The following is a 12,349-nucleotide window of genomic DNA, read 5'->3' as shown; positions in this document are numbered from 1 at the left end:
GTCATGGCATCGACCACCAGAAGGCCGAGCAGAGTGGCGAAGCTGCCGCCTCGTGAGCGCATCCTCGACGCGGCGGAAGAGCTCTTCCAGAACGAGGGAATCCGGCGAGTGGGCGTCCAGGCGATCGCCGAGAAGGCCGCGACCACCAAAATGGCGATCTACCGGCACTTCGAAACCAAGGACGCGCTGGTCGCGGAGTGGATGCGGATCGTCGCCGCCGACTACCAGGCGGCCTTCGACCGGGTCCAGATGGAATACCCCGGCCGGCCCAGGGAGCAGATCATGGGCTTGGCCCGCTTCATCGCCGAGGGATTGCCGGCTACCTCGCACCGGGGCTGCCCGTTCATCAACTCCCTCGCCGAATTGCCCGACCGCTCCCATCCCGCACGGCAAGTGATCGAGAAGCACAAGGCCCACCAGACCCGCAGGCTGGTGGGCATGTGCGCCGAGGCCGGGCTGCCCGACCCCGAGCAGGCCGCCGCCGAGATCACCTTCGTACTCGAAGGCGCGCAGGTCAGCACGCAGAACGGAAGCATCGATCAGGCGGGGGACCGCCTGATGAGAATCGTCGAGGGGATCGTGGATCGGCACCGTTCCCCCCTCGGTGCATCTCGGCCGGCCAACGGCTGACAGCCTCGAATCCGTGTCCCCAATACCGAGAAACCGGTGCGCGTTCGCCCAAGTTCACGGGAACACTTGTCGCCGAGTGCCGAGTGCCGAGTGCCGAGTGCCGAGTGCCGAGTGCCGAGTGCCGAGTGCCGATGCCCGAATCCCCGGCGCCTGTGCCCATCCGTCCTGCTCGGTGGCCCGCTCCGCTGTCGCGGTAATCAGCGCATTCGTTGCGACAGCGGATCGCCCCGATCACGTTTCCACGGGTGAGGCGTTCCCCTTTACCCCGACAGGTCTCTACCCCGACAGGTCTTTACCCTGACAGATCCTGATGGCTCGTCACTCTCAGCTGCATGTCCGTCTGTTGTAGCTATTCGAGAAACCGGCTGTGGCGCGGGCAAGGCGGAGTCCTTCGGTGCTCAAGCAGCTTGGCCGGGGCCGGCAGCGGTCAGGTCCTGCTCGCGCAATGGCACGTATCTCGGGCACACCCCGTACGGGGATGTGACCGTCAGCGGAAGAAACGCCCCAGGGGCGGCACCCGCGTGCGCGGGGCCGCCCCTGGGGGAGTCGGAATGGTCAGAGCGCCGCGCCGCCCGGCTTGACCATGCCGCGGACGGTGCGGGAGTCGACGAATTCGCCCATGGCGGTCATTTCCCATTCGCCGGAGAACTGGCGGATGAGTTTGGCCATCATGACGCCGGTGCGCGGTTCGGACTGGGTGAGGTCGAAGCGGACCAGTTCCTCGCCGGTCTGGGCGTCGATCAGGCGGCAGTAGGCCTTGGCGACGTCGGAGAACTTCTGGCCGGAGAAGGAGTTCACCGTGAAGACCAGGCCGGTGACCTGCGGGGGGATGCCGCCGAGGTGGACGGTGATGGCCTCGTCGTCGCCCGCGCCCTCGCCGGTGAGGTTGTCGCCGGAGTGCTGGATGGCGCCGTTGAGGATCTGGAGCTTGCCGAAGAAGCAGTTGTCGACCTTTTTGCGGTCCGGGCCGTAGGCGATCACGGACGCGTCCAGGTCGATGTCCTTGCCGCGGTAGGCGGGCTCCCAGCCGAGGCCCATGCGGACCGAGGACAGGAGCGGCCGGCCGCCCTTGACCAGGGAGACGGTCTGGTTCTTCTGGAGGCTGACGCGGCCCTTGTCGAGGTTGATCTTGCCGGTGCCGGGCGCGGGCGCCGGGGCGGCAGGGGGTGCGGCGGGCGGCGGGGCCATGGGCGCGGGGGCGCCCGTAGGCGGGCCCCACTGGGCGGCGGGAGGCGCGGCCGGGGCGGGAGGCGCGGCTGGGGCCGCGGCCGGAGGGGCCGGGGGCGCCTGTGCGGCGGGTGCGGCGGGTTCTTCGACGCTGACGCCGAAGTCCGTGGCGATGCCGGCCAGTCCGTTCGCATAGCCCTGGCCGACCGCGCGGACCTTCCAGGCGCCGTTGCGCCGGTAGATCTCGACGACCACGAGGGCGGTCTCCGCGCCGAGCTGGGGCGGGGTGAAGGAGGCGATGACGCTGCCGTCGTCGGCGCTGCGGACCGTGCCGGTCGGTTCGGTGCCGGCGAAGGTGGCGCCGGGCGCGTCCAGGCTGGCGGTCACGACGATCTTCTCGATGCCGGCGGGCACCGCCGCGGTGTCCACCGTGATCGTGTCGCCCGCGCCGCTCGCGCCGGACGTGTGGGTCACGCCCGGACCGGCCGGCTGGTTGTAGAACACGAAGTCGTCGTCGGAACGCACCTTGCCGTCGGCGGTGAGCAGCAGGCCCGACACATCGAGCCGCACGGGCGCGGTGACGTCCACCGCCACCCGCGAAGCGGTGAGTGGGAGGTTCGAGCCAGGAGTCATAGCGGTCATGCCGGGGATAACGAGTGGCCTTCCTTTGCGGTTCCATTACCGAGGGCCGGTCGGGGCGGCTGCCCCGCGGGCCCTCAGCGGCGCTCGCGGCTGTTGCCGAACAGCAGGCGGTAGGCGATGAGCAGGACCAGGGAGCCGGCGATGGCGGCGATCCACATCGACGGGTCGAAGAAGTCCTTCGGGATCGGCTTGTCCAGGATCTTCGTGGAGAGCCAGCCGCCGATGAAGGAGCCGACGATGCCGATGAGGGTGGTGCCGACGAGCCCGCCCGGGTCCCGTCCGGGCAGCAGGACCTTGGCGATGACGCCTGCGATCAGTCCCAGTACGAGCCAGCTGACGATACCCATGGTGCGTTCCTCGTTCCTGCACGGTTGCGCAAATGATTGATACGCACACAAGGACGCCGTGAGGCGGGTGAGGGTTGCGTCGGCCGGCCCGGCGTGGCCGAGGCCACGGCCGCTCAGTACGGCCAGATGGGCGGGTCCACGCAGAAGGCGCCGCCGAGGTGCGCGTGTTCGGGATTTTCGGGGTCGAGCGCGCCGTGGGCGCCGACGAGTTCGGCGGCGTACGGCTCGGAGTCGTCCTGCGGCGCGTAGCCGAGCGAGCGGGCCGTGGTCAGGTCCCACCAGAGGCGGGTGTTGGCGGAGGAGCCGTAGACCACGGTGTGGCCGACGCCTTCGGCGGTGAGCGCGGCGTGCAGCAGGCGTGCGCAGTCGGGCGGGCTCAGCCAGATCGACAGCATCCGGACGGTGGTGGGCCGGGGGAAGCAGGAGCCGATGCGGACGGAGACCGTCTCGATCCCGTGCACGTCCCAGTAGAGGGAGGCGAGATCCTCGCCGAAGCCCTTGGAGAGTCCGTAGTACGTGTCGGGGCGGCGCGGGGCGTCCACCGGGATCGCGCCGGAGCCGTCGGCCGGGCGCGGGGTGAAGCCGACGGCGTGGTTGGAGGAGGCGAAGACGACGCGGCGCACGCCCGCCTCGCGTGCCGCCTCGTAGAGGTTGTAGGTGCCTTCGATGTTGGCGCGCAGGATCTTCTCGAAGGGGGCTTCGAGGGAGATTCCGGCGAGGTGGACGATCGCGTCCACGCCGCGTACCGCTTCGCGCAGGGCTTCCTTGTCGGCCAGGTCGGCGGTAACGGCCTCCGGTTCGTCCTCGATGGTCCGCTGGTCGAGGAGGCGGAGGCGGTAGCCGTACGGGGGCAGCAGGTCGCGCATCAGGGTGCCGAGGCCTCCGGCGGCGCCGGTCAGCAGGACGGTGCGGGGTACGGGCATGGGGGCTCCTCCGGGCGGGCTCGGTCGTACGGCTTCATCCGCGGATGGCGTTCAGGTAAGTGGACGTTCAGGTAAGTGGACGGGCGAAGTCACCGTAGGAAGGCGCGCCGGACAGGGTCAAGATGCTTGACGGACCGGCCAAATCCGCTTGCGGGGCGGGATTTTCGGGTGTCCGGCGGGAGTTTCCGGCCCTTGACCGGCCAGGGAGCGCTGCCCTAGCGTGCATACGTTCATGAGTATGGACACCAGTCAGGGACGTGTACGCGCAGCGGTGGCGCCGTGACGTGCGCGCCTCCTGCACGAGCATGTCAGGGAGAGCCCGTGACCTCAGCCCCGCCGCTCGCCGAGCGCCTCGACGGACTGCTGTTCTTCCCGGTGACCGCCTACGGCCCCGACGGCGCCCTGGACCCGACCGCCTTCCGCGCCCACGTACGCGCCGGCGTCGACGCGGGCGCGGCCGCCGTCTTCGCCTGCTGCGGTACGGGCGAGTTCCACGCGCTGACCCCCGAGGAGTTCCGGGACTGCGTGGCCGCCGCCGTCCAGGAAACGGCCGGGCGGGTCCCGGTGCTGGCCGGCGCCGGGTACGGCACGGCGCTCGCCGCGCGCTACGCCCGGCTCGCCGAGGAAGCGGGCGCCGACGGGCTGCTGGCCATGCCGCCGTACCTCGTCGCCGCCGACCAGGCGGGCCTGCTGCGCCACTACACCGACCTGGCCGCCGCCACCTCCCTGCCCGTCATCGTCTACCAGCGCGACAACGCCGTCTTCACCCCGGACACCGTCGTCGCCCTCGCGCGCACCCCCGGCATCATCGGCCTCAAGGATGGCCTCGGCGACCTCGACCTGCTGCAACGGACCATCAGCGCCGTGCGGACCGAGGCGCCGGAGCGGGAATTCCTGTACTTCAACGGGCTGCCGACCGCCGAACTCACCGGCCTCGCCTACCGCGGCCTCGGCGTCCGCCGGTACTCGTCCGCCGTCTTCGCCTTCGCCCCGGAGATCGCCACCGCCTTCCACCGGGCCCTCGCCGACGGCGACGACGAGGTGGTCACCCGGCTGCTGGACGGCTTCTACCGGCCGCTGGTCGAGCTGCGCAACCAGGGCCGCGGCTATGCGGTCTCACTGGTCAAGGCGGGGGTACGGCTGCGCGGGACGGACGTCGGGCCGGTCCGGCCGCCGCTCAGCGAACCGGCTCCGGAGCACGTCGAGGCGCTGGCCGCGCTGATCGAACAGGGCCTGGCGCTGGTCGGCGCCCCGGCGGGCGGCCGGTGATGCGCGCCGCCGCGTTCCTGTACCCGTGGGACGTGGCGGGCGACCCGGAGGCGGCCCGCCGCGTCGCGGACCTCGGCGTCCAGCAGGTCACCCTGGCCGCCGCCTACCACTCCACACGGGCGCTGACCCCGCGCCACCCCCGCCACCGCGTCGTCACCGCCCGGCACGCGGCCGTCCTGTACCCGCACGACACCGAACGCTGGGCGGGCCGCGCCCTGCGCCCGTACACGCAGGACTGGGTGGCGGGCCCGGACCCCTTCGGCGAGGCGGCGCGGGCGCTGACGGACGCGGGCCTGGAAGTGCACAGCTGGGTCGTGCTGGCCCACAACGCGCGCCTCGGCGCCGAGCACCCCTCGATCGCCGTACGCAACGCCTACGGCGACCGGTACCCGTGGGCGCCCTGCATCGCCCGCCCCGAGGTCCGCACCTACCTGCGGGACCTGGCCGCGGAGGCGGCCGCACGCCCCGGCGCGCGCGGCACCGAGCTGGAATCCTGCGGCTGGTACGGGCTGACGCATCTGCACGCGCACGACAAGACCGGCGGCGTGCCGCTCTCCGGCGCCGCCCGGTACCTGATGTCGCTGTGCTTCTGCGAGGTCTGCGAGACGGGGTACGCGGAGCTGGGGGTGGCGGCGGCGGAGGTCAGGGGAGCGGTCGTACGGGCGCTGGAGCCCGTGTGGGCGGGGGCGGACGGCAGCGGTGAGGAGGCAGGCGGGGGCCGGGCGGGGGAGTGGCGCGCCGTCGAGAAGCTGCTGGGGGGCGAGCTGTCAGGGCTCGTACGGCGCTGGCGCGACGGGGCCGCGCGCACGCTTCAGCGGGAGGTCGTGGCGGCCGTACGGGCTGCCGCGGGCGACGGGTTTCGCGTGCTGCTGCACGCCGACCCGGCGCCGCACCGCTGCGGCGCGAACGCGGGCGTCGACCCGGCGGACGTCCTTGCGCACGCCGACGGGGTGGTGGTCCCGTGCGCAGGTGACGATGCTGCCCGTACGGATGCGCTGGCGCCGTTCGCGGGCGTGCACGCCCGCGCGGCGGGACGTCCGCAAGCCGGGGCGCGCCCGGCCACGCCGGACGCGCCCCCCGCCCCCGTCGTCGCCGCCAACCTCACCGTCGTCACCGCCATGGGCGGCAGCCCCGGCACCCTCGCCGCCGACGCCGCGCACGCCGCCGCCCTCGGCGCCGGTGAGCTGCGCCTGTATCACGCGGGCCTGGCGGGCAACAGCGACCTGGCAGCCGTACGGCGCGGGCTGGCTGCCGTACGGAGTGGACTGGCAGCCGTACGGAGTGGGGCGGCCGACGTACGGAGTGGGGCGGCCGACGTACCGCGCGGGCCGGACGACGTACCGGCCGCACCGCGCTGAACAGCGCCGACAGGCGTCCCGCCCATTCCGGTCGGCCCGCACCGCACGGTGATCTACTACAACGCGTTCCGTTGCGCGGCCGTGGTTCCCGCGGTACGGCCCAGGGCCGCGCACCGGAGACGTCACCGTGCTCGCCGCCGCGTGCACCCGAGCGTGTGCCGCGCGCACGACCGCGAGCACGACCACGAGCAGACCCTGGAAGGAACGTCATGACACAGCGCATCCTCGACCTCGACCGGGAGGAACTGGCATCGCTGCGGGGCCGGGAGCTGACCGAGGCGGTCGCGGCCGCCGAGGGCCGCACGATGATCGCCGAGGTCTTCGCCGAGCGCGCGGCGCTCTCCCCGCACCCCGGCGGCGACGCGGGAGTGCACAACATCGAGCTGGTCTCCGCGTTCGGCGCGGACATCGTGATCCTCAACCTCATCGAACGGGCCTGGGACGGGGAGCGGCTACGCCTGCCCGGCCTGGGCACGTTCACCAGCTTCGCCGACCTCGCCTCGTACGTGGGCCGCCCGGTCGGCGTCAACCTCGAACCGGGCGACGTACCGGAGATCCGCCGGGCCGGCCCCGAGCAGGCCCGCCGCCTGGTCGACATGGGCGCCGCGATGCTCTGTCTGACCGCCAACCCCGGCACCGGCGGCAGCTTCGAGGGCCTGGCCCGCGTCACCGACGAACTGCGCCGGGGCCTCGGCGACGACGTGGCGCTGTGGTCCGGCAAGATGCACCACGCGGGGCACCCCGAGCGGATCACCACCGGGCGGCTGACCGCGCTGGTGGACGCGGGCGCCGACGGCGTCGTCCTGCCGCTGCCCGGCACCATGCCCGGCCTCACCAAGGAGCGGGCCGCCGAGGCGGTCGCCGCCGTCCAGGACGCGGGCGCGGTGGTGATGGGCGCGATCGGCACGAGCCAGGAGGGCGCGCACGCAGACATCGTGCCCCAACTGGCGCTGACCGCGAAGGAGATCGGCGTGGACGCGCACCACTTCGGGGACGCGTTCCTGCCGGGCATGTGCGATCCGGAACTGCTCTACGCCTACTCCGTGGCGGTCCGCGGCCGGCGGCACACCTGGAACCGGATGGCGCTCAACGGGCGCGGCAACCGGATTCCGGGCTGAGGGGCTCGGTGCTGAGGGTCCGTGCTGACAGGCTCTGTGCTGAGGGGCCGTGCGGAGAGCCTGCGCCATGACCCCGGCCGTACGGCTCAGCCCGCCATGCGTGCCGTATGGGACGTATGGGCCGTATGTGCCGTACGGCTCAGCCGCCGTCGCCGCGCGGGGCGGGTTCCCGTTTCGTGCCGGTGAGGTGGGCGAAGACGACCACGTTGCCGAGGTATTCCTGCCGGGACTTGTTGTAGCCGCCGCCGCAGGTGATCAGCCGTAGTTCGGGGCGGGGGGCCGGGTCGTAGACCTTCTTGTCCGGGAAGTCGTCGCCGTCGTAGACCTCGACGGCGTCGATGGAGAAGACGGCGGTCCGGCCGTCCGCGCGGGCGATCTCCACCGTGTGGTTCTTCTTCAGGGAGCCGAGGTTGTAGAAGACGGCGGGCCCGGAACGGTTGTCGACGTGTCCCGCGATCAGCGAAGTGCCGGTGGTTCCGGGGGTGTTGCCGTCCTGGTACCAGCCCGCCAGGTTCTCGTCCTCCTGCGGCGGGGTCGCCAGGCCGCCGTTGTCGTCGAGGCCCAGGCCCGTCAGCGGCGCGTCCAGGCTGATCGACGGGATGCGTACCCGCAGGGGCCGGGAGGCCGGCATCGGCGGGGGCGGGGGCGCCGGGGTCGCGGACGGCCGGGAGCCCGGCGGGCCGGCGGCGAACCCCTGGTCGGCGGACGGCTGCGGCGGTGGCGCCTGGGCCTGGGCGCCGTGGCCGATCAGCCAGATGCCGGTACACATCGCGCCCGCGGTCAGCAGGGCTATGACGCCTTGGCCGCCGCGGGAGCGGGGGGTGTGTTCCATGGCGGTCGTGCCTCCGGGTCTTCTGCGGACGGGCGGGGGCCGGGCCGGGAGCGCGGCCCCCGCTTCCGGGCGTACCGGATGAGGCTCCGGGCGTACCGGATCAGGCCGAGTCGTCCGCGCGACGGCGGCGTACCATCCACACGCCACCGGCGGCGGCCGCCAGCAGGACGCCCGCACCCGCGATGATCTCCGTGGTGTTGGAGTTCTCACTGGTGGTGCCCAGGCCGGTCCTGGTCTTGCCGTGGGGGGTGGTGCCGGCGGTGACCCGCACCGTGCCGGAGATCTCCGCGCCGTTGGAGCACTTGCCGCCGATGCCGTAGTGGCCCGGCTTCGTGCTGGTCGGAACCCGCAGCGAGCCCTGTACGTTTTCGGTGTGCGTCTGGCCCTTCGACGACAGCATGATCTTCCCGGCGCCCAGGGTGCTGGCGTCGACGGTGGCCGAGCCGTTCTTGCCGCAGGCGCTGCTGTTGAGGTTGACCGTCTTGCCGGCCTGGACCGGGTTGGGCGTCACCTCGATGCTGCCGGTGGCGGCGAAGGCCGCGCAGGTGGAGAGGCCGAGGGCGGCCACGGACAGGGCAGCACCGGTGAGAACGCGAGTGGAACGCATGTGACGAACCTCCACGAAGCGCGGACCGCGGCACGCCACTGCGCCGCAAAGGAAGTTGAGGGGAGTTCCGCGCCTCCTGCATCCGAGGTAAACGGCCGGGCGCGCCGCGAGCCTGTTGACGCGATGTCAGAACTCCCGCGCCCGGTCGGCGTGTCGCGCATGATCGGTTACGTTTTGGCAGGTCAGCGGCGGGGTGGTCGTGACGTTCGGTGATGTTGCGGATTGCGATGAACGGGTGACGGATATTTCGCGCGAGATGTGGTAGTGGCGCTGCGTAATCGGGTGTTACCGAGGGTGGTCGCGGTGGGTGGTGGGGGTCCTGGGGGTCATGACTTTTCGCGCCGCATCCCGGCCGCGGCCGCCCCGTCCCCCGGCCACGCTCGCTCCGTCCTCCGGCCGCTCTCGCGTCGCCCCCCGGTCTCGCCCCGCCTCACCCCGGCCGCACGAACCCGCTCTCGTACGCCGTGATCACCGCCTGGGTCCGGTCCCGTACCCCCAGCTTGGCCAGCACGCCCGCGACGTGCGTCTTGACCGTCGCGGGGCCGACCGTCAGCCGGTCCGCGATCTCCGCGTTGGTCAGGCCCTTGGTCATCAGCCGGAGTACGTCCGCCTCGCGGTCGGACAGGCGCGCCCGCAGGGCCCGCGCCGTTTCCCGCGCGGTCCGCGCCCCCGCGTACCGGGCGGCCAGTTCCCGTACCGCCGCCGGGAACAGGAGCGAGTCGCTGCGTGCCACCATCCGCACCGCCTGCACCAGATCCTCCGCGCCGGACCGCTTCAGCAGGAAGCCGCTGGCGCCGGCGCGCAGCGCGTCGTACACGTACGCGTCGTTCTCGAAGGTGGTCACCACGATGATGCGGGGCGGCTCCGCCATGCCCGCCAGCACCTGTTCGGTCGCGCGGATGCCGTCGATCTCCGGCATCCGTACGTCCATCAGCACGATGTCCGGGCGCAGTTCGCGGACCATCGGAACCGCCTCGGCGCCGGTGGCCGCCTCGCCGACGACCTCCATGTCCGGCTCGGCGCCGAGGATCGCGCGCAGCGCCGTACGCACCATCCGTTCGTCGTCGGCGAGGACGATGCGCAGCGGGGGTGTGGTGGTGCCGGTGGTGCCAGCGGTATCGGTGGTGTCGGTTCGGGTGTCCGTGTGCCGCTCGTCCGGGCCGCTCATCGGTCCGACCCCAGGGGGAGCCGTACGGTCAGCCGCCACACGCCGTCCTGGCCCGCGGCCCGTGCCTCGCCGCCCAGCAGCCGTGCGCGTTCGGCGATGCCGCGCAGGCCGCGGCCGCCGCCGGGGCGGGATGCGCCCGCGGCCGTATCGCTCCCCGCGTCCGCCTTCGCGCCCTTCGCGGTCTTCACCGTGTCCCCCACCATGCCCCCCACCGCGTTCTCCATCGGATTCTCCACCATGATCCTCAGCCCGTCCGCTTCCAGGGCGATCCGCAGCCGGACCGGAACGGCTCCGGCGTGCCGCAGTGCGTTGCTGAGACCTTCCTGCACCATCCGGTACGCCTCCCGCGAGACCAGCGGCGGCAGCCGCCCGCAGCCGTCGTCGATGTCCGCGTCGATCCGCAGCCCGGCGGCGCGGGAACGGTCCAACAGCCCGTCCAGATCGTCCAGCGTCGGTGCGGGGGCCATGGACCGGTCGTCGCCGTCCTCCCGCAACAGGCCCAGTACGGTGTCGAGTTCGGCGACCGCGCCACGGGTCGTCTCCTCGATGGCGGTGAGCGCCTGCCGCGCGAACTCCGGGTCGGAGTCCAGCACCCGGCGGGCCGCGCCCGCCTGGAGGGTGACCGCGCTGAGCGCGTGTCCCACGGAGTCGTGCAGTTCGCGGGCGAGCCGGTTGCGGGAGGCGAGGTCGGCGGCCCGCCGTTCGGCGGCGGCCAGCCGGTCGGCGGGTGTACGGCCCAGCAGTACGGGCGCCAGGCGGGCCAGCAGCGTGCCCGCCAGCCAGGAGGTGCCCGCCACCAGGGCGAGCAGCCCGAGCCCGGCCAACGGGCCGAGGACGCCCTCCATCGCGGGCCAGCCCTGTTCCTCGTGCCGCAGCGGGTCCGCGACCGGCAGGAGGAGCAGCACCACGGCGGCGGGCGGTGCCGCCAGCGTCATGCCGCTGACGATGCCGCCTGCGGTCAGGTGCGCCACGAACCACAGAGCCGTACGCCGCCGGGCCGCCCACGAATCGGCGGGCTCCTCGGCGAGTTCGGCCGCCACCGCCGGGGTCAGGCCGCACAGGGACCGCGTCGCGGTCGACTCCAGGGTGCGCAGCGCAGGGAAGAGCAGGGCGCTGAGGGCGCCGAGCGGCAGCGCGGCGCCGAACGCGACGAACTGCCACGGGGCTTCGGTGAACGCTGTCACATCGCGGACGAACAGCATCGTGAAGACCGTCGCCAGGAGGAAGTACGGCATCAGCAGGGCGCCACCGAGCACGAGGTGCACCCAGCGGCGGAAGGTCACCCGCATCGTGCGGCCTCCGTGGTGGTGCCGGTGACGGCGACGGGCATCCCGGCGAACATCTGCACAGCGTAGGCCAGGCTCACGGGCGGCGTGGGTGCCGTCGGCCGCCCGCGCCGCCCGCCCGTCCGCCTGTGCCGCCCGTCCGCGCCGCCCGCCCGTCCTCAGAGGCGGCGCGTCGCCAGCGTCAGCCGGTCCCGGGCGTCGAACAGCGCGTCCTTGATCAGCTGTTCGTGCCCCGGCGTCAGCCGGGCCACCGGCACCGAGCAGCTGACCGCGTCCCGTGCCGGGGTGCGGTACGGGATCGCCACGCCGAAGCAGCGCAGGCCCAGCGTGTTCTCCTCGCGGTCCACGGCGTAGCCCTGCTCGCGCACCAGGCGCAGTTCCGCGATGAGCTGCTCGCGGTCGGTGATGGTGTGCTCGGTGAGGGCGTCGAGCTTCTCCGGGAGGAGCGCCCGTACCTGCTCGTCGGTGTACGTGGCGAGCAGCGCCTTGCCGAGCGAGGTGGAGTGGGCGGGCAGGCGGCGGCCGACGCGGGTGAAGGGGCGCAGGTAGTGCTGGGACTGGCGGGTGGCGAGGTAGACGACGTTGGTGCCGTCCAGCCGGGCCAGGTGGATGGTCTCGGTGGTGTCGTCGGAGAGCCGGTCCAGGGTGGGGCGGGCGGCGGCCACCACCTCGTCGCCGTCGATGTACGAGGTGCCGACCAGCAGCGCGCGGACGCCTATGCCGTACCGGGTGCCGGTGGCGTCGGTCTCCACCCAGCCCAGGTCGACGAGGGTGCGCAGCAGCATGTAGAGGCTGGACTTCGGGTAGCCGACGGCCTCCTGGACGGAGGCCAGGCTGTGCATACCGGGGCGGCCCGCGAAGTACTCCAGCAACTCCACCGTGCGCACAGCGGATTTGACCTGCGCTCCGGTGGTCTCGGCAGCGGACATCGGCCTTGACCCCTCAGTTCGGACAGCCATAGAGTCCCAGCGGGACCATTCACCAGCTGGGACAGCGTTCAGC

The 12,349-nt window shown here is 72.7% G+C and carries 12 protein-coding genes; 4 read left to right on the top strand and 8 right to left on the bottom strand.

Annotated features, from left to right (window positions below; translation table 11 throughout):
• Positions 1-3: 3 nt before the first annotated feature.
• Positions 4-630, top strand: a complete 627-nt coding sequence (locus A6A06_RS06805) for a TetR/AcrR family transcriptional regulator (RefSeq protein ID WP_073760075.1) — start codon at positions 4-6, stop codon at positions 628-630.
• 555 nt (positions 631-1,185) lie between these two features.
• Here the strand turns inward: A6A06_RS06805 and A6A06_RS06800 are convergent.
• The 3 genes from A6A06_RS06800 to A6A06_RS06790 all read right to left on the bottom strand — a co-directional run bounded on the left by A6A06_RS06800 (position 1,186) and on the right by A6A06_RS06790 (position 3,709).
• A complete protein-coding gene (locus A6A06_RS06800; protein WP_073760073.1) occupies positions 1,186-2,430 on the bottom strand; it encodes a TerD family protein in 1,245 nt (414 codons plus the stop codon).
• 83 nt (positions 2,431-2,513) lie between these two features.
• Entirely contained in the window at positions 2,514-2,786 is a 273-nt protein-coding gene (locus A6A06_RS06795; RefSeq protein WP_073760071.1) for a GlsB/YeaQ/YmgE family stress response membrane protein, read from the bottom strand.
• Between the two features lie 113 nt (positions 2,787-2,899).
• Positions 2,900-3,709, bottom strand: coding sequence for an NAD-dependent epimerase/dehydratase family protein (locus tag A6A06_RS06790; RefSeq protein ID WP_073760069.1), 810 nt, complete (start codon positions 3,707-3,709; stop codon positions 2,900-2,902).
• A gap of 321 nt (positions 3,710-4,030) precedes the next feature.
• Between A6A06_RS06790 and A6A06_RS06785 the strand changes: the two genes are divergently transcribed.
• From A6A06_RS06785 to A6A06_RS06775, 3 genes are all read left to right on the top strand, one after another.
• Positions 4,031-4,978 carry a 5-dehydro-4-deoxyglucarate dehydratase gene (locus A6A06_RS06785; RefSeq protein WP_073760067.1) on the top strand — a complete coding sequence of 316 codons (948 nt, stop codon included), beginning with the start codon at positions 4,031-4,033 and terminating at the stop codon, positions 4,976-4,978.
• Positions 4,978-6,336 carry a hypothetical protein gene (locus A6A06_RS06780; RefSeq protein ID WP_242440606.1) on the top strand — a complete coding sequence of 453 codons (1,359 nt, stop codon included), beginning with the start codon at positions 4,978-4,980 and terminating at the stop codon, positions 6,334-6,336. Before A6A06_RS06785 ends, A6A06_RS06780 begins: the two co-directional genes overlap by 1 nt.
• Before the next feature lie 209 nt (positions 6,337-6,545).
• Positions 6,546-7,454 (top strand): DUF7916 family protein, encoded by a 909-nt coding sequence (locus A6A06_RS06775; protein WP_073760065.1) that lies wholly within the window; start codon positions 6,546-6,548, stop codon positions 7,452-7,454.
• Between the two features lie 139 nt (positions 7,455-7,593).
• On the opposite strand, the gene A6A06_RS06770 is transcribed toward A6A06_RS06775, so the two are convergent.
• The 5 genes from A6A06_RS06770 to A6A06_RS06750 form a co-directional block, all read right to left on the bottom strand.
• Positions 7,594-8,286: a class F sortase gene (locus tag A6A06_RS06770; RefSeq protein ID WP_073760063.1), complete on the bottom strand. Its 693-nt coding sequence runs from the start codon at positions 8,284-8,286 to the stop codon at positions 7,594-7,596.
• Between the two features lie 100 nt (positions 8,287-8,386).
• Positions 8,387-8,893 (bottom strand): hypothetical protein, encoded by a 507-nt coding sequence (locus tag A6A06_RS06765; protein ID WP_073760061.1) that lies wholly within the window; start codon positions 8,891-8,893, stop codon positions 8,387-8,389.
• A gap of 430 nt (positions 8,894-9,323) precedes the next feature.
• On the bottom strand, positions 9,324-9,947 hold the full coding sequence (locus A6A06_RS06760) for a response regulator (protein ID WP_242440611.1): 624 nt from the start codon (positions 9,945-9,947) through the stop codon (positions 9,324-9,326).
• Between the two features lie 110 nt (positions 9,948-10,057).
• On the bottom strand, positions 10,058-11,350 hold the full coding sequence (locus A6A06_RS06755; RefSeq protein WP_073760056.1) for a sensor histidine kinase: 1,293 nt from the start codon (positions 11,348-11,350) through the stop codon (positions 10,058-10,060).
• Between the two features lie 155 nt (positions 11,351-11,505).
• Positions 11,506-12,276, bottom strand: coding sequence for an IclR family transcriptional regulator (locus tag A6A06_RS06750; protein WP_073760054.1), 771 nt, complete (start codon positions 12,274-12,276; stop codon positions 11,506-11,508).
• Positions 12,277-12,349: the final 73 nt, after the last annotated feature.

The organism is Streptomyces sp. CB02923, assembly GCF_001905005.1.
GTDB lineage: Bacteria > Actinomycetota > Actinomycetes > Streptomycetales > Streptomycetaceae > Streptomyces.
This window is presented reverse-complemented; position numbering and strand designations above follow the sequence as displayed.

Bases quoted from the DNA above. Each gene is read 5' to 3' on its own strand.
- A6A06_RS06775 (WP_073760065.1), top strand. From the start codon at position 6,546: ATGACACAGCGCATCCTCGACCTCGACCGGGAGGAACTGGCATCGCTG.
- A6A06_RS06780 (WP_242440606.1), top strand. From the start codon at position 4,978: ATGCGCGCCGCCGCGTTCCTGTACCCGTGGGACGTGGCGGGCGACCCG.
- A6A06_RS06795 (WP_073760071.1), bottom strand. From the start codon at position 2,786: ATGGGTATCGTCAGCTGGCTCGTACTGGGACTGATCGCAGGCGTCATC.
- A6A06_RS06790 (WP_073760069.1), bottom strand. From the start codon at position 3,709: ATGCCCGTACCCCGCACCGTCCTGCTGACCGGCGCCGCCGGAGGCCTC.
- A6A06_RS06760 (WP_242440611.1), bottom strand. From the start codon at position 9,947: ATGGTGCGTACGGCGCTGCGCGCGATCCTCGGCGCCGAGCCGGACATG.
- A6A06_RS06750 (WP_073760054.1), bottom strand. From the start codon at position 12,276: ATGTCCGCTGCCGAGACCACCGGAGCGCAGGTCAAATCCGCTGTGCGC.
- A6A06_RS06800 (WP_073760073.1), bottom strand. From the start codon at position 2,430: ATGACTCCTGGCTCGAACCTCCCACTCACCGCTTCGCGGGTGGCGGTG.
- A6A06_RS06765 (WP_073760061.1), bottom strand. From the start codon at position 8,893: ATGCGTTCCACTCGCGTTCTCACCGGTGCTGCCCTGTCCGTGGCCGCC.
- A6A06_RS06770 (WP_073760063.1), bottom strand. From the start codon at position 8,286: ATGGAACACACCCCCCGCTCCCGCGGCGGCCAAGGCGTCATAGCCCTG.
- A6A06_RS06805 (WP_073760075.1), top strand. From the start codon at position 4: ATGGCATCGACCACCAGAAGGCCGAGCAGAGTGGCGAAGCTGCCGCCT.
- A6A06_RS06755 (WP_073760056.1), bottom strand. From the start codon at position 11,350: ATGCGGGTGACCTTCCGCCGCTGGGTGCACCTCGTGCTCGGTGGCGCC.